The sequence below is a fragment of the Pseudobacter ginsenosidimutans genome, assembly GCF_007970185.1.
GTDB classification, from domain to species: Bacteria; Bacteroidota; Bacteroidia; order Chitinophagales; family Chitinophagaceae; genus Pseudobacter; species Pseudobacter ginsenosidimutans.
In genome coordinates, this window is the sequence record NZ_CP042431.1 from 907,546 (window position 1) to 923,232 (window position 15,687).

Annotated in this window: 14 protein-coding genes; 5 read left to right on the forward strand and 9 right to left on the reverse strand. The window is 48.5% G+C overall.

Features of this window, described 5'->3' with window-relative positions; genetic code table 11:
• Nucleotides 1–24: 24 nt before the first annotated feature.
• A complete protein-coding gene (locus tag FSB84_RS03500) occupies nucleotides 25–1,122 on the reverse strand; it encodes an anhydro-N-acetylmuramic acid kinase (RefSeq protein ID WP_130542880.1) in 1,098 nt (365 codons plus the stop codon).
• A 66-nt stretch (nucleotides 1,123–1,188) separates the two neighbouring features.
• On the opposite strand from FSB84_RS03500, the gene upp reads away from it, so the two are divergent.
• The gene (gene upp / locus FSB84_RS03505) at nucleotides 1,189–1,839 is read left to right on the forward strand and encodes a uracil phosphoribosyltransferase (protein ID WP_130542879.1); all 651 of its coding nucleotides are present in this window, start codon (nucleotides 1,189–1,191) and stop codon (nucleotides 1,837–1,839) included.
• Nucleotides 1,840–1,933: 94 nt separating this feature from the next.
• Nucleotides 1,934–2,959: a PorP/SprF family type IX secretion system membrane protein gene (locus tag FSB84_RS03510; RefSeq protein WP_165434928.1), complete on the forward strand. Its 1,026-nt coding sequence runs from the start codon at nucleotides 1,934–1,936 to the stop codon at nucleotides 2,957–2,959.
• Between the two features lie 34 nt (nucleotides 2,960–2,993).
• Here the strand turns inward: FSB84_RS03510 and FSB84_RS03515 are convergent, their stop codons facing one another.
• Complete coding sequence (locus FSB84_RS03515; protein WP_130542877.1) at nucleotides 2,994–3,614, reverse strand: DNA-3-methyladenine glycosylase; 621 nt, start codon at nucleotides 3,612–3,614, stop codon at nucleotides 2,994–2,996.
• Nucleotides 3,615–3,691: 77 nt separating this feature from the next.
• Between FSB84_RS03515 and FSB84_RS03520 the strand changes: the two genes are divergently transcribed.
• Nucleotides 3,692–4,459 carry an EI24 domain-containing protein gene (locus FSB84_RS03520; protein ID WP_130542876.1) on the forward strand — a complete coding sequence of 256 codons (768 nt, stop codon included), beginning with the start codon at nucleotides 3,692–3,694 and terminating at the stop codon, nucleotides 4,457–4,459.
• Nucleotides 4,460–4,487: 28 nt separating this feature from the next.
• Nucleotides 4,488–5,189 carry an SAM-dependent methyltransferase gene (locus tag FSB84_RS03525; RefSeq protein WP_130542875.1) on the forward strand — a complete coding sequence of 234 codons (702 nt, stop codon included), beginning with the start codon at nucleotides 4,488–4,490 and terminating at the stop codon, nucleotides 5,187–5,189.
• A gap of 630 nt (nucleotides 5,190–5,819) precedes the next feature.
• On the opposite strand, the gene FSB84_RS03530 is transcribed toward FSB84_RS03525, so the two are convergent.
• Entirely contained in the window at nucleotides 5,820–6,218 is a 399-nt protein-coding gene (locus FSB84_RS03530; protein ID WP_130542874.1) for a hypothetical protein, read from the reverse strand.
• Between the two features lie 78 nt (nucleotides 6,219–6,296).
• On the opposite strand from FSB84_RS03530, the gene bshA reads away from it, so the two are divergent.
• Nucleotides 6,297–7,418, forward strand: a complete 1,122-nt coding sequence (bshA, locus tag FSB84_RS03535) for an N-acetyl-alpha-D-glucosaminyl L-malate synthase BshA (RefSeq protein ID WP_130542873.1) — start codon at nucleotides 6,297–6,299, stop codon at nucleotides 7,416–7,418.
• A 78-nt stretch (nucleotides 7,419–7,496) separates the two neighbouring features.
• Here bshA and FSB84_RS03540 read toward each other — a convergent pair whose 3' ends face one another.
• The 6 genes from FSB84_RS03540 to porU form a co-directional block, all read right to left on the reverse strand.
• A complete protein-coding gene (locus tag FSB84_RS03540; RefSeq protein WP_130542872.1) occupies nucleotides 7,497–8,885 on the reverse strand; it encodes a murein hydrolase activator EnvC family protein in 1,389 nt (462 codons plus the stop codon).
• Between the two features lie 42 nt (nucleotides 8,886–8,927).
• Complete coding sequence (locus tag FSB84_RS03545) at nucleotides 8,928–9,746, reverse strand: DUF4292 domain-containing protein (protein ID WP_130542871.1); 819 nt, start codon at nucleotides 9,744–9,746, stop codon at nucleotides 8,928–8,930.
• Between the two features lie 15 nt (nucleotides 9,747–9,761).
• On the reverse strand, nucleotides 9,762–10,205 hold the full coding sequence (dut, locus tag FSB84_RS03550; RefSeq protein ID WP_192909897.1) for a dUTP diphosphatase: 444 nt from the start codon (nucleotides 10,203–10,205) through the stop codon (nucleotides 9,762–9,764).
• Nucleotides 10,206–10,216: 11 nt separating this feature from the next.
• Entirely contained in the window at nucleotides 10,217–10,693 is a 477-nt protein-coding gene (gene ispF, locus FSB84_RS03555) for a 2-C-methyl-D-erythritol 2,4-cyclodiphosphate synthase (RefSeq protein WP_130542870.1), read from the reverse strand.
• Between the two features lie 75 nt (nucleotides 10,694–10,768).
• Nucleotides 10,769–11,941, reverse strand: a complete 1,173-nt coding sequence (gene porV / locus FSB84_RS03560; RefSeq protein ID WP_130542869.1) for a type IX secretion system outer membrane channel protein PorV — start codon at nucleotides 11,939–11,941, stop codon at nucleotides 10,769–10,771.
• A gap of 237 nt (nucleotides 11,942–12,178) precedes the next feature.
• Nucleotides 12,179–15,604 (reverse strand): type IX secretion system sortase PorU, encoded by a 3,426-nt coding sequence (gene porU / locus FSB84_RS03565; protein WP_158643767.1) that lies wholly within the window; start codon nucleotides 15,602–15,604, stop codon nucleotides 12,179–12,181.
• Nucleotides 15,605–15,687: the final 83 nt, after the last annotated feature.

Genomic DNA, 15,687 nt, shown 5'->3' on the forward strand with positions numbered 1-15,687 from the left:
TATTTATTATTGTTCATGAACAGTTTAGTTCCAGGGCTGTCCCATCCACACTGCACCACCGATACTGTCGCGATCGGCTCCGGTAACTGTGGACATCACGTTGATCTCTTCGCGCCAGCGCAATACGCCGATCAGTCCCATGATCAGTGCTTCCTTGAAATCCACCAGCACTTTATCAGGAACTACCACTTCCACATCTATCTCCTGCAACAGTGCAGTAAGACGTTCGATCAAAAACGTATTATGCGCACCACCACCGGTAACGAGTATGCGCTTCTTGCCGGCTTGTCCGTCAAGAAGAGCTACCAGGCTGGCTTTGAGTTGCTCTGCCATATGCTCCACGAAAGTACGCAGCCCATCCTGGATGCTATATCCGGATTTGGCGGCCATGGGGAAGATCACATCGGTACCGAAATCATTGGCCAGCGATTTCGGATAAGGCATCTTGTAATATTCCAATGCATTGAGATGATTCAGCAGTTCCGGTTGCAGTTTTCCGGAACGGGCGAAATCGCCATTATAGTCGATCTCCTTGCCCAGTTTTTGCGCCATCATATTCATCACGCGGTTGGCGGGACAAACATCGTAAGCGATATATTCATCCGGTTTACGGTAGCTCAGGTTCATGATGCCACCGATATTGAGGAAGAGATCATAATCATTCAGCAGGAGCTTTTCACCAATAGGCACGATGGGAGCGCCATGCCCGTGAAGGGCCATATCGATAGCACGCAGATCACTCACCACATTGATGCCCGTTGCTGCGGCGATGGAAGCACCATCACCCAATTGTGCCGTCATCTTTTTGGAAGGCACATGGAATGTAGTATGACCATGGGATGCTATCAGCTGTACTTTGAAATCAAGCCCATGCTTATTGATGAATTTATTCACTTCCGCGGCTGTATAATGACCGTACTCCACATCCAGCAACTGGTAGTCAAGCGCTTTCAGGTTAATGGCATTCCGGAGTTTTTCCACCCATTCTTTTTCGTAAGGGTAAGTTTCACCCTGAATGATCTCATATTGCCATTTCCCTCCATTCTCCTGGAATTCGACAAAAACAATATCAAGCCCGTCCAATGCGCTGCCACTCATGAGGCCGAGTACTCTGTAAACCATATTTTTAGTATTTTAGAAGAAATTGGGTTGATCTAATGAATTAGATTTGCTCATCAAAAATAACGCATGGTAATCAATCTAAGCGAACAGGATTCATTGCTCAGTACCTGGGTAAGTGAATTGCGGGACGTGCAGGTGCAGCAAGACAGGATGCGATTCCGCCGGAACCTCGAACGGGTGGGCGAAGTAGCTGCCTGGCGCATCAGCCAGCACCTTCCTTATGTGGAGCGGGAGATCCAGACCTCAATGGGCGTTTCCAACTGCCGCGTACTGGAGGAACAGCCAGTGCTGGCCACCGTGTTACGCGCAGGATTACCATTGCACCAGGGCCTGCTCAATTATTTCGACAAAGCCGATAACGCATTCATCTCTGCCTATCGCAAACATAATCGCGATGGTTCTTTCGAGATCAGTCTCGAATACGTGAGTTGCCCCGAACTGGAAAATCGCGTGATCATTATTGCAGATGCCATGCTGGCCACAGGTTCCTCCCTGGTAAAAACCATTCAATATCTTCGCGACGAAGGCCACCCCCGCGAGATCCATATCGTATCAGCTATTGCCTGTACCGTTGGTATCGAATATGTAAAAAGAAGTGAGCCACATGTAAAGATCTGGTGCGGCGCCATCGATGAAGAACTTACAGCAAAAGGCTATATTGTGCCCGGACTCGGTGATGCAGGCGACCTGGCATTCGGTACGAAAGTTCAGATGTAAAGAAATTATTATAAGACCCGATAACGATCAAATTTAACCCCGTCATTCTTCTTTTTTTCGTACATTAGGTAGAGTGATTAACTAACACATGCGGATGAGGAAACTTTACACAGTCATGCTTGCAGTGCTACTGATGGAAACAGCCGCAGCACAGGATCCGAATTTTTCCCAATTTTTCGTTTCTCCCCTTACATTGAACCCTGCACTGACAGGTAAATTCAATGGCGATTTTCGTATTGCAGGCAACTACCGTGACCAATGGCCCGCTATCAGCAAGGCTTTCATCACTTCCACCGTTTCGCTCGACCTACCGATCTTGCGTAACCGCATTTCAGAACTGGACACCTGGGGTGTTGGCGTAGTAGCGATGACAGATAAAACAGCCAACGGTATTCTCAGCACCAATATGATCTCTCTCACCACCGCTTACCACAAAGGGATCGATGCTGACGGGCTTCACCAGATCGGCTTTGGATTCCAGGGTTCTTATTTCACCAAGCGGCTCGACGGCACCAAACTGAATTTCGAAACGGAACTGGATGATCATGGCGGCTGGACCATCCCCAGTGGTGAGGCTGTTGATAACCGTGAGTTTAATATCAGTTACTTCGACCTCTCTGCCGGCGCCCTCTATAACGGCTCCACAGACGGATACAATAACTTCTATGTAGGTGTGGCAGGTTATCACCTCAACAGGCCACGCGAATCCTTCAGCACAGATAAGATCGAATACACGCTCAATCCAAGGATCACCGCTCATGCTGGCGGCAGTTTCAGACTGGCGGATAACACACGTTACCTCTACCTGAGCGCACTCTTCAGCCGCCAGGCACAGGCCAACAATATCGTTGCAGGCGGCGCAGTGGGATTCCAGATGAATGATGACGAAGAAAATCCAACCACCTTCTATGCCGGCGCCTGGACGCGCTTCAACAATGTTAATGATGCCGTGATCCCCTACCTCGGACTGGAATTCGGAGGATTCAGACTCGGCGCTTCTTATGACGTAAATATCTCATCATTGAAAACAGCTTCTCAAAGCCGCGGTGGTATCGAGATCTCACTGATCTTTGTGAAGAGACCTCCGGGATATAAAGGCATTCCCTGCCCGAGATTTTAATGAACCTGTACTAACGTTATCGATCATATGAAGATCAGTCCCTGATCTTTCCACTCACGTATTTATTTCCTTTTACATAAAAACGATACAGCCATTCCGCATGTTCACCTGCGTAATCCACGCCAATCCTGGGTGATATCCCGATATCGGCTTTCTTCAATTTGAATCCATCCTCCCCGATATACACCTCATCGCCCTGCAGGCTGGAGCCGGTATGCGTGGTGTACAGTCCCAGCGCCCGGCCTACATTACCCGGCCCTTTGGTGAGAAAATGCGGATCTGCACGCTGACCTTTTTTCACTCCAAAGCGTTTATACATGATCTCCTCTCCTTCCAGCGGTTCCAGCGCCCTGATCAGGATGGCATGCGGCACATCTTTCTGATTGGTGACTACATTGAACATCTGGTGAATGCCATAACAGAGGTATACATACGCAGTTCCCGGCAGTCCATACATCACTTCTGTTCTTTTGGTACGCCTGCCATTCCACGCATGCGAGGCCCTGTCTATTGTTCCGGCATATGCTTCTGTTTCCACAATACGGCCTGCAGTGAGTTCTCCATCGAATTTTGTGACGAGCACTTTTCCCAGCAATTCCTTTGCAATCTGCACCACATCCGGCCGGTCGTAGAATGCCGCGTTCAATTTTTTCATCCTGGTAGCATGGATTGATTCAATATTTTAGTAGGTTTGAAGGATTATCCTGAACCTGCGAATCAAAAATAACCAACTTGCTCAAAGAAATCGTAATTGCCATACAGTCCTATTTCAGGGCACACAAGTTTATCAGCCAGAACCGGCTGTGGAAATGGATCCTGATTCCCGGATTCATTTACCTGATCCTTTTTGTGGTTGGTTTTTACTTTTTCTGGATCTCCTCGGATAATGCTGTCACATGGCTCAGCCACCGCATCGGCATAGACCGCTGGCTGCACAAGCAAAGCAGTGGCATCCTCAGCTTCTTCTTTCTGATGGGTGAGATCATGATCAGATTATTGCTGTTATCTTTCTACTTTTCTCTTTTCAAATACATCTTCCTCATACTGGGCTCTCCCGTATTCGCCTACCTCAGCGAAAAAACAGATGCCATCCTCAACGGAAAAGATTTTCCTTTCAGCTGGCCACAAGTGTTGAAAGACATGGGGCGCGGTATCAAGCTCGCACTCCGTAATATGCTCTGGCAAACAGTTTACATGGTCTGCCTGCTCATCCTCAGCTTCATTCCTGTAGTCGGCTGGATAGTGCCTGTATTCGCACTCTTCGTGGAATGCTATTATTACGGCTTCTCCATGCTTGATTACAGTTGCGAAAGACATAAGCTCTCCGCTTCGCAAAGCATTGAGTTCATCGGTAAGCACAAGGGACTCGCCATCGGCAATGGTATCGTTTTCTATCTCATGCACCTCGTATTGATTGTGGGATGGGTGTTTGCACCTGCCTATGCCGTAGTTGCCGCCACCATCAGCCTTTATCACCAGGACAAGGAACCCGGCGTCTGACGCCCACATTTTTCCTATCTTGCCGCTCATGACTTCGAGCAAGATCTATCTGATCCCATCTTTCCTGCATGAATCCGCCACTCAGACCATCCCGGCCTATGTTACGGATGCAGTTCGCCAATGCCAGTGTTTTTTTGTGGAGAACGAAAGAAGCGCACGCCGCTTCCTGAAACAACTCTGGAAAGAAATGGCGATCGACGATTACCAGTGGTTCACGATCCACAAAGCCGAAGAAGCAGTTCAACAAGAGTTCAAAAAGGTACTTGCACAAAATAAGAATATCGGGATCATCAGTGAGGCCGGTTGTCCGGGTATCGCTGACCCGGGGCAATTACTCATTGGAGTGGCCCAGGTAGCCGGCGCTACAGTTGTACCACTCGTAGGCCCCAGCTCCATCCTGCTTGCACTAATGGCCAGCGGAATGAATGGACAACAATTCCGCTTCAACGGTTATCTCCCCATCGATACAGCCCAGCGCACCAAAGCGCTGAAAGACCTGGAATCATCATCCATCCGTCAAAACTGCACAGAGGTTTTCATCGAAACACCCTATCGCAACAATCAACTGGTAGAGACTATTCTCAAAACACTTCACCCCAACACACGGCTATGCATAGCTGCTGATCTCACTGCACCTACAGAGTTCGTTCGCACAAAAACAATTTCAGAGTGGAAGAAACAGGTGCCTGATTTGCATAAACGCCCCGTGATCTTTTGCTTCCAGGGATAACGGTTCTGGTAGCCCTGGGGGATAGGTGAACGCGGGCTGGAAAACAAACCAGTGCGGGAGGAATTATTTTGAACTGTGGTTGGTTGGATGGGGCGGTTGAATTACTATAGAGCTTCTTCGCTTATGTTTTCAAGGCCCTGTTCACCTATCCCTCCACGGCATGGTCACCTTGATGGGGTAACAGTTTTTTGCATTCCCTATTGATGTAGCAATGAACTCACGGAAATGGAGCAGCGCTATTTTTTGATGAATCGTTTGTAATGTGATGTAGAAGAGATGTTATAAAGGACGAATGTCTCTTTTCAGAATTCCTGAAAGTATTATTGACTGAAAAAATTCAAACACAGGGAAGTTTAGCAATATGCATAAACTGTTACATTTTATCGGAGTGACGCACTCTTTCCCCCTCCTCCTCCACCAACAGTGTGTATGAAGTCCGGGCGAACCAAACTGTTGCACCCTGAAAGTGCCATGGGCTCAGGGTTATGAATAAACCCGGCCTATGAAAGATAAGCGAAGAAGCTCTATAGTAATTCAACCGCCCCATCCAACCAACCACTGCTCATAAAAAATCCTCCCGTGCTGGTTTATTTCATCAGCCGGTTTATCATAACCCTGAGCCAGAAAAAACTATTGAGGACTGATCACATTCTCCAGGTTCGTCGGGTTTCGCACTTCATACACACTGTCCACAATATACTTCTGCCATCCCCGCCAGGGAAGCGCCCCGAGATAGGATTTGAAATGCACCTGTACGTTCATGCCTGCATTCTCGAGCAGTACTTTCGCCACTGATTCGCTCACTACACTGAACTCGAATTCATTGCTTTGAACATTTGTGCGGAAACCGCTTTGGATAAGTTTTCCTTCATAGGTTTTCCATACATATCCCTTCTTTCCGAAAGTGTTGAGTATACCGCCTTTGGTGCCGGTCTCAAACACCCAGAAATAACGCACATAAACAAAGATGCCTAAACCGATAAAGAGAATCCAAAAGATAATTGTCTTGACTTTGAACCTTCCTGCCATAAGGACTGTTATTTAGCCTAAAGTTAAACAATTCCTTTACCTTCATACATCTATATACCCATCAACTAATCGGTCTCTATGCGCATTGGAATAGTTTGTTATCCCACGTTCGGCGGAAGCGGCGTGCTGGCCACTGAATTGGGCAAGGCACTGGCTGATAAAGGTCACCAGGTTCATTTCATCACTTACCAGCAACCTGTTAGATTAAGCGAATTCAACGCCAATATATTTTACCACGAAGTACGAGTACCTACCTATCCACTTTTCGATTATCCCCCTTACGAAACCGCATTGAGCAGCACGATGGTAGACGTGATCGTGAACAATAATATCGATCTCCTGCACGTGCATTATGCCATTCCTCATGCCTCTGCAGCTTATATGGCCAAGATGATCCTGGGAAAGCAGGGCAAACGTATTCCGGTAATCACAACACTGCACGGCACCGATATTACACTGGTAGGCAGGGATAAGACCTTTGAGCCCGTAGTGACTTTCTCCATCAATGAAAGCGATGCCATCACGGCTGTGTCTAACAACCTTCGGGATGAAACCTACAAGCATTTCCGCATCGATAAGAATATTGAAGTGATACAGAACTTCGTGGATGTGAAAAGGTTCAACAAGAAACCCATCGATGCCTTCCGCAAAGTGATTGCTCCGAATGGAGAAAAGATATTACTTCATGCCTCCAACTTCCGTAAGCTGAAACGCGTGGAAGACGTAGTACATATTTTCGCGAAGGTGCTGAAGAAAGTACCATCAAAATTATTGCTGGTGGGCGATGGTCCTGAAAGACCTGTTGCTGAATCTCTTTGCCGTGAGCTCGGCATCTGCGATGATACCCGCTTTGTAGGAAAACAGGAACAGATCGAAGAGATCCTTGCAGTATCCGATCTTTTTCTGCTCACCTCGGATTACGAGAGCTTCGGCCTGGCAGCACTGGAAGCCATGGCAGCAGGTGTTCCCGTGATCTCTACCAATGCAGGCGGTCTGCCGGAGATCAATGTAGATGGCAAGACGGGCTTCCTCAGCAATGTGGGAGATATAGAGAACATGAGCATGCATGCCATTGAATTGTTATCGAACCCTGAAATGCTGAAACAATTCAAGGCTAACGCTTTCGCACATGCGCAACACTTTGATATCGACAGGGTGGTGCCAATGTATGAAGAACTATACAGCAGGTTCCTGAACTGATCTAAAATAATGGAAAAGAAAAATCCCGTTGCGGCTGAACCTGCAACGGGATTTTTTTTATGAATGAGTTGTGGAAGATTATCTTCTTCTGAGCCAGGCTTCAGGATTCTGGTTTATCCTTTCAAGTGTAATGATGAATTCCACTTCACCATTGCCGTCATCGTTGCTTCCCGCTCTTCCGATGGTTTGTCCCATGCTGATCTTCTGGCCTTTACTCACGGTGGTGGATGCAAGGTTGCTATATACAGAGAAATATTTACCGTGCTGGATCATTACCGCCCAGTTGCCTTCGATATCGAATACGGTTGTTACTTCACCTTCATAGATCGCTTTAACAGCAGCACCAGTATTGGTTTCGAGGGTAATGCCTGGATTATTGCCGCGGATCTTGGTGTCTTCGATCGTATAAGTACCGAAATGCAGTTTCACTGTTCCTTTGTCAACGGGCCAGGGGAGTTTGCCTTTTTGCTTCTCGAAGCCTCCAGATAATGCCAGTCCTTCAGGAGTGGCTTCAAATACACTTCCTGTACTGGCAGGTTGTTTCTTCGGCTCCGGCGCTGGAGTGGTTTTGGTTACCGGAGGCTCGGTGGCCGGTTGCTCCTGTTTGGTAGCAGGCTGTTCCTGTTTGGCAGCAGCTGCGAGGCGGGCCTTTTCTCTTTCGCGCTCACGCTCCAGTTCTTTTTGTCTTTCCACCCGGGCCTTCTCTTCACGGGCTGCTTTCTCACGGGCTGCAGCGGCAGCGGCCTTGATCTCTTTATCGATCGCAGCACGGATGGCCACCCGCAGTTTCTGGTCTGCCCTGTTCTTCATCTCGATCTCTTTGGAGATCTCGCGCTCGCGGGCCTTTATCTTTCCAAGGAACTCGTCTTTTTCTTTTCTCTCCACCACCAATACACGCTTTTCTTTTTCGGCATCTTTCAATACCTCATCTTTTTGTCTGCGGCTTGCTTTCAAACCTTCATTCTTCTCGTTAAGCAGGGCCTGCGTGTTCAGGATGGTGCTGGCCTGTTGTTCACGATATTGGCGATAAGACTTCAGGTACTCGATGCGGCGGAGGGCATCGCTAAAACTATTGGCAGAAAAAATGAAATTCAGGAATTCGTAATTGCTGCGGTTCTTATAAGCGTATACCACACTTTTCTTGTATTGCTCCTTGAGCGTGTCCAGCTCTTTGTTGAGCCTGCCGATCTCACCGTAGTTCTGAGAGATGGTGCTTTGAATGGAATTGATCTGTTCATTGATATTTCCGATGGCCTGTTCACGAAGCTTTAATTTCTTCTGAACCAGCGCCAGTTGACCCAGGCTAGCCTTTTTATTCTTTTTGGTATCGTTGAGCGTATTGCGCAGGTCATCGATCTCCCTTTGGATTTCAGCCTGCTTTTTCTTCAGGTCCTCGCTACTGTTTTGAGCGATGGCTCCGAAGGCACACAGGAATACCAATGTAAAGGCAACCAGGATTCTTTGCATATCGATCGGATTTATTGATTAATGAGATAAGGTGGTAACGAATTATTGACGCTTATAATTACGTGGAATATTAAAAGGAAAGGTTAAATCTACATTAAAGTCCACCTGCTTGAACTGCATCACGATGTCCACCTTGGTTTTCTCCGATACGGTAATGCCCCTGTAAGTAGGGAACAGGAGAGCATTCTTGTTCACATAATCCCCGTACACGATGTTGCAGGTGCGGGCCCGCAGCACATCCACATCGTCCAGCTTACTGTGGAGCAGGCGGTAGTCGTCGGTGGATACAGTGAGGAGATGTTTGAAGATATCGGTTGCGCTGAGCAGGGAGATCGTTTTCTCATTCTTTCTGTAAGATACAATATTACTGTCCAGGAATACTGGATTGCCGATCAGCAGGGCCTGGAGCTCCTGGAAAGTGAACGGAACCTTTGCTAATTCCTGGAGATAGGATACGGAGCGAAGCTGTATCACTTTATCCAGTTTGTTTAGCACTTTCACGCTGTCCGGTGTTACCATGATGCGGAAGGCTTCGATACCAAGCAGGGCTGTAATGCTGACCCAGATGGCACTGTCCTTCTTTATGCGGAGTACAGCAGTGAAGTCTCTTTTCTTACCCTCGTCTCCTGAAAAATCCACTTTCAGTTTTGCGGAGAAAGTGTTGAAGTCTATCCGGTTTCTTTCGATGGCCTGGTAGATCTCGTGGATGAAGCGCATGGAGTCTGCCTTTGCATCCACAACAGGCACTACAGCGGCCGTATCTTTTTTACTAATAGCAGTCTGGATCCTTTTGGTGGAACGACAGCTGCTGATAGAGCCGGCGAGTGCTACGGAAACCAATAACCAGAGAAAATATTTCATCAGATCCGAGATTAATTATGATTTGCCGGTATGTCCGAAACCTCCGTCTGCACGTTGGGTAGCGGAAATGCTTTCAACGGAATCCCATTGCACTTTCGTATAGGAAGCCACTACCATTTGCGCAATACGGTCCGCATGTTGAATGGTTTGCGGCTCTTTGGAAAGATTGATGAGGATCACTTTGATCTCCCCCCTGTAATCAGAGTCGATGGTTCCGGGCGTATTGAGGCAGGTCAATCCCTGTTTGATAGCCAGTCCGCTTCTTGGACGCACCTGTGCTTCATACCCTTCCGGCAGTTCGATGAACAATCCAGTAGGTATCAAAGTGCGTTCCATGGGTTGCAGCGTAACGGGAGCTTCCAGGTTGGCGCGCAGATCGAGGCCCGCTGCGCCGGGCGTACCGTATTCCGGCAATTGATTGGAAGATTGATTAATGATCTTTACGTTGATAATTGACATGCGCAAATATACTATGCTTTGGTCAACAACACGTTTGCATAGGCCACCAATCCTTCTTCACGACCAACAAATCCCATCGTTTCTGTTGTGGTGGCTTTTACGGAAACATCATCCACACTTACTTTCAGAATACCTGCTATCACATCCCGCATCTGGGGTGAATATGGTTTGATCTTCGGAGCTTCCAGACAGATGGACGCATCCACATTTACTATTTTGTAGCCGCGCTCCATAATGAGCTCAAAGCAACGGGCCAGGAGGATCTTGCTATCGATATCCTTATAAGCGGGATCATTGTTGGGGAAATGCATGCCGATATCTCCCAGCGCCAGTGCGCCAAGCATCGCATCGCAGATCGCATGCAGCAATACATCCGCATCACTGTGCCCAAGGGCTCCTTTATGATGGGGAATCTTCACCCCACCGATCCACAAATCCCTTCCCTCTGTCAACTGGTGAAAATCTATTCCGAATCCGATCCTGTACATATCATTTTGTTTGGGTCAAAAAAAGAAGCGTCCTGAACAAGTCAGGACGCTTCAAATATATTTGATTTTTTGCTCTTACTCTTTGTCGAGATCAAACACAAGTCCGAAGCGGAGTGTGTTGGAGAGCGGGTTTCTGTTCACGCCACTTCCTGAAGGGACCAGGTAAGAGAAGTTCAGTCCGAATACATTGTATTTGAGACCGAGACCGAGTGTGAAATATTTTCGGTTACCCTTATCCTTGTTTTCGTAGAAATAGCCTGCACGTACGAAGAACTGTTCGTTGTAGCCGTATTCAGCGCCTACAGAGAACTGGAACTCTTTCAACTCTTCGCTGAAACCATCGGGTGCATCACCGAATGAGCTGAACCAGCTGCCCACCACGCTCTTGTCGCGGTACTTGGCAAGGATCGCAGAGTCCTGCTGAAAATCTCCTGTAGAGATCGGCGGTGTTGGCACCAGCAGTTTATTGATATCCAGACCGAAAGTGATCTTATTGGTTTCATCGATAGCAGCAGTGTAAGAAGTTCCGATACCGAGGTTGGCAGGGATATAATCTTTCTGTTTTGCGTCGTTGGTATAACCGATCTTGGTACCGAGGTTGGAGAGTGCAGCGCCAAAGTTCCAGCCCTGGCCATTTTCATTCACGCCAGTATAGAAGAAGCTCAGATCGCCTGCAACAGCATGACCTGTTTTATAAGTTGTACCATCCACTTCCTGACCGGCAGCCAGGTTGGAGTTGATATAACGAAGTGCGATACCTAAACCGATCTTGTCAGACAGTTTACGGCTGTAACCGAAGTCTACGCCGAATTCGCGGGGGCGTCCTTCGCCGAGATCTGTTCCACTGAAGTTGGTGAACTGGATATTACCCAGGCTGAAGTAGCGAACGGATGCAGACAGTGCCTGCAGTTCATCCAGCTTCACATAGCCTGTAGCGGTAAGCAGGTACACATCGTTCAAACCAAGGTCTTTCAACCAGGGTGTGTACGTGAGACTGATACCGATATCGTTTTTGGTGAATGGCGTTTTGGCAAGGTTCCAGAATGCGGAGCTCGCGTCTGGTGTGGTAGCTAAACCTAAATCGCCCATACCGCCGGCTCTCGCGTCAGGAGAGATCCGTAAAAATGGAACCGAGGATGTAACCGGATTTGGTGGTCTGTATTCTGTGTCCTGCCCCTGTGCCTGTATAGCTCCAACTCCTGTAATAAGAGATAATAAAGCAGCCAGTTTGAAAGTCTTTCGTTTCATAACGTAATAATCTGTTTTAAAGGTCTGTTTGTTTAATACTGCCTTCAACAATGCTGTTCGCAGTTTCTTATTTTCAGGATCGGGATCTGTATAGCTTTGGTTAGAAGCTATTGCTGATGCAGTAAAGCGATAAACTAATGTCGGAGTAGAAGTTTTCTCAAATAAGGGAATGCTTTAGAATCTTATAAAAACGGGGCGAAAATACATGATTTTCAGAAAACGAAAAATCAATACATATTACAATATATACAATTTTTCTAATTTTTGAGCCATTTTTCCATCCTGGGTTTTCACCTGCAGGCGGTAGATATACACCCCTCTTCCGATCTTACTGCCGTATTCATCTCGTCCGTCCCAATTAACTTCACTCGAACGGTTTCCGGTAGAAAATATTGTACGTTTTAGTGTTTTTACCAGCTTGCCTGATACGGTATATACCTGAACAGTAACCGCTAATTCCTCACCGGGTCTGTTGTGGTTGAACCAGAAACCGGTATTTGTAGTGAACGGATTCGGGTAGTTCAAAACATGTTCCAGCCTGAGTTCTGCGTCGTTGACCACCCTGAACTCGAGGATCGTTTCACTTGAATTGTTCACGGCATCCCATGCCTTGATCACAAGTGAGTGCGGGCCCGGCGTCATTTCGGGTAACTGGAATCTTACTATCCCTCTTTTGTAATTGTCCGTTTCACTTTCATAGAACTGATTGAGCACGAAAGTCTTTTTTTGATCATTATCAAGAACTGCCACCAGGTCGTGCCCGATACCTGTTCCCATGATATTGATTCCGGAAGAGTCTGCCAGCTTCACCAGCAGGATGGGTCTGGCATTGCTGATGCTGCCATTCACGAACTTCTCGTCGTTGAGCCAGGCCCTCAGATGCGGGCCTTCTTTATCACCTGTACCCGTACCCGAACCTCCCACGATGAATTCCCTGAATGCGCCGTTGGCATCTGTTTGACCATTCTCAGCATAAAAACTCATCTTTCCATGCCCGAACTGATAGTTGATATCCCTGGGTACTACAAAGCTGAAACTGAACTGGCCATTGGTCACCCTTGCCTTGCCTTTAAAGAGCATATTCTGCTGCGTCAGGAAGGCCACAGGCTGGCTGCCGGGGGCATTGCCCAGGGTTTGTTTGGGTTGGGGCTTATCAAAGATGATCGGATATACAGTGCCGTTATAATCTGAAAGAAGTGTACCGGCAGCGTCGGTCACCTGCCCGCTGATAGTATATTCAGAGAGTGCTTTGAGCGTATCCGGCGTGGCTCCCGGCGGATTACCGTTCACCTGCGTCACCTTTATTTTTTGTTGAGGGAATGCCAGGCGCAGGGCAGGATCACCCAGCAGCGTGAATTTCCTGTTATTGATAACATCCGAATTATTGGTATAGGTCAGGTTCTTTGCCTGCTTAACGGCATCGCCCAGTCGAAGATAATTTCCGTCTGGCTGTTGTTGCAATGCAGTAGACAGATAGTTTTGATTCATGATGCGGTTGCTGAAACTCTGCACCAGTCGCGTGGTGGTCATCAAAGCGATGGCCCCTGTTTTTTCGCGCAGCAGCAGATCCTCTCCCAGTGAGCTGATCAGCGGATTATCGAATGGGCCGAAATCACAGGTTCCGGTGATGAAGAGAGGTAATTTATCGGCATTGTTGAAGCTGTTCACAATGTCCTGGTCCAGCACTGCCTCTTCCGCCAGCCTCCTGTTGCTTCCATGACCAGTGTAGTTCCAGATCAGGTTGCCGCTGAACATCTTTGCGCTGATGGCCTGGTTCACGGCGGGATAGCGGGCGCCTGCGGCGTCGCTCTCCTGCGGATAAGCATCGAGATAGATCTTGTCTGTATTGAAAACCGGATTGGTGTTCTGCACTGCCTGCGTGATCACTTCAGCATCCTGCAGATGTAGGTTGCCATCTTCATCATCGGCCACAAAACTGAGTTCATTACGCCAGGGGCCCAGCGCTTTCGGTGAGGTATATGCGATCAGTTTGTTGATATATCGGGCTGCTTCCTGTTCATTGGAAGCGGGAATTCGCCCGATGCCGATATCGAGCAGGTGAACACCGGGCTGTGCAATATCATCGCCATCATCGAGGAAGCCGAAGAAATCATCGGAAGTATAGGTACCGAGCGGCTCCAGCGACACGCCGCTTTCCCAGGCAGGAACCAGGTTGGTATTGTTGGTGATGCGGTTCTTATAATCGAAGGAAGCAGCTCCCAGTAACAGCAAATATGCCGGCCTGGCTGATGGGTTACCATTGGAACGGTCGTAGAACATCTTCACGAAATCACGAAGGGCTACAGGATCGGGAATGCCGGAAGAGAACTCTGCATACACCTGTGCAGGCGTGAAGATGCGGCTGCTGATCCCGTCGCGCTGCTGGTGGAAATCCGCTATCCGCTGTGCCTGCGCTGTCATTCCAGGATCGGTGACGATGAGCATGTTCACAGGATCTGCTCCGTGCAGGTCCTGGTTACCCACCCTGCCTGCAGCAATTGGCGTGAGCAGGCCGCTGGATTTGAATGCGGCATATTCCCTTAACTGGCTGCAGGGATTCACGAAACGGACAGCAGCTCCACTAACGGAGCTGTTCATGCGAATTGGCTGAGCGGGATCGGTAACGTCCCAGACCTGTGTGGATGCATCGGCCTGGTCCACGAAAAACTCCCCGGTATTGCCCGCTCCCACACTTGTCCAGTCCCTGAACAATAACTGCCCCCTGCCCTGAAGGCTGAGAGATGCTGTGCCGAGGATCTCGAACCAGTCGAGCCACCCCTGTGCATTGGCGCTGCCGGGAGAGTAAGTGACTCCTATGTTTAGTCCGCTGCCTGGCGGAAAAAAATTTGTATTTGCCTCAACGGTCTGCGCAAAAAGATCGTATGGTCCTGTAGGCACTGCCGGCATATTCATGTTGAGGATCGCATTGCCATTGAGGGTGAAACCGAAATTGCTGCCATTTCCGAATGACCGTGAAATGCATTTGGCGCGGAAGAGGGTGCTGACAGGTGTGAGGCCGGGTAGATCAACAGAGAAAGTGTGGCGAAGTGATTTCCCTGGTATTTCGGAGAAATCATAACCGAACCAGTCTTTTCCGCTGCTGAGGATATTCACGGAATCGAGCTCATAGAAATATCTTTCTGAAAAATTTCGGATGGTGGTATTGGGCGCCCCGGTGGCGGGTTGCACGGAGATCCTTTTACCCGCGCCTCCCACGGTGAGGAAATAAAAAGATTGCTCGCTGTAAAGGTTCTTTACATGTCTGAAAGAGCGGTTGGTGGCATCCGGGATCCAGTGGTGCGGGCCATTGGCGAAGAAGAGCAGGTAATCATTGTTATCCAGTACGCCATCGCCTCCATCTTCGGCCCAGAGGGCGTTTTCCACCAGGTCGTCCGGACGGGGGGCGCCGGGGTCCTCAGGGAGCATTCCTCCTCCATAGCCATAAAGGCGGATGGAACCGGATGGCATACCCTGCGGATTCAGGCCCAGTGTTTGCAGGAAGGGAATGTCCAGCCGGTATACTCCCGGGCCCGGAATGGCAATTTTAAACCAGTTGCCTGAGGCGAGCACGGAATGTGGGGCATAGGTCCGCTGAGCCAGTGACCGGGGAGTCTGGATAAGCAGCAGTAAAAGGCTGAGCAGGAATGTGAAGCAACGGCACATCTGATCAAAAATAGATCGAAAGTGCCTATATTCGCAATCGCAGGTTACTGTTCCCTGAAAAATTGTTACCCTGTTAATAAAAA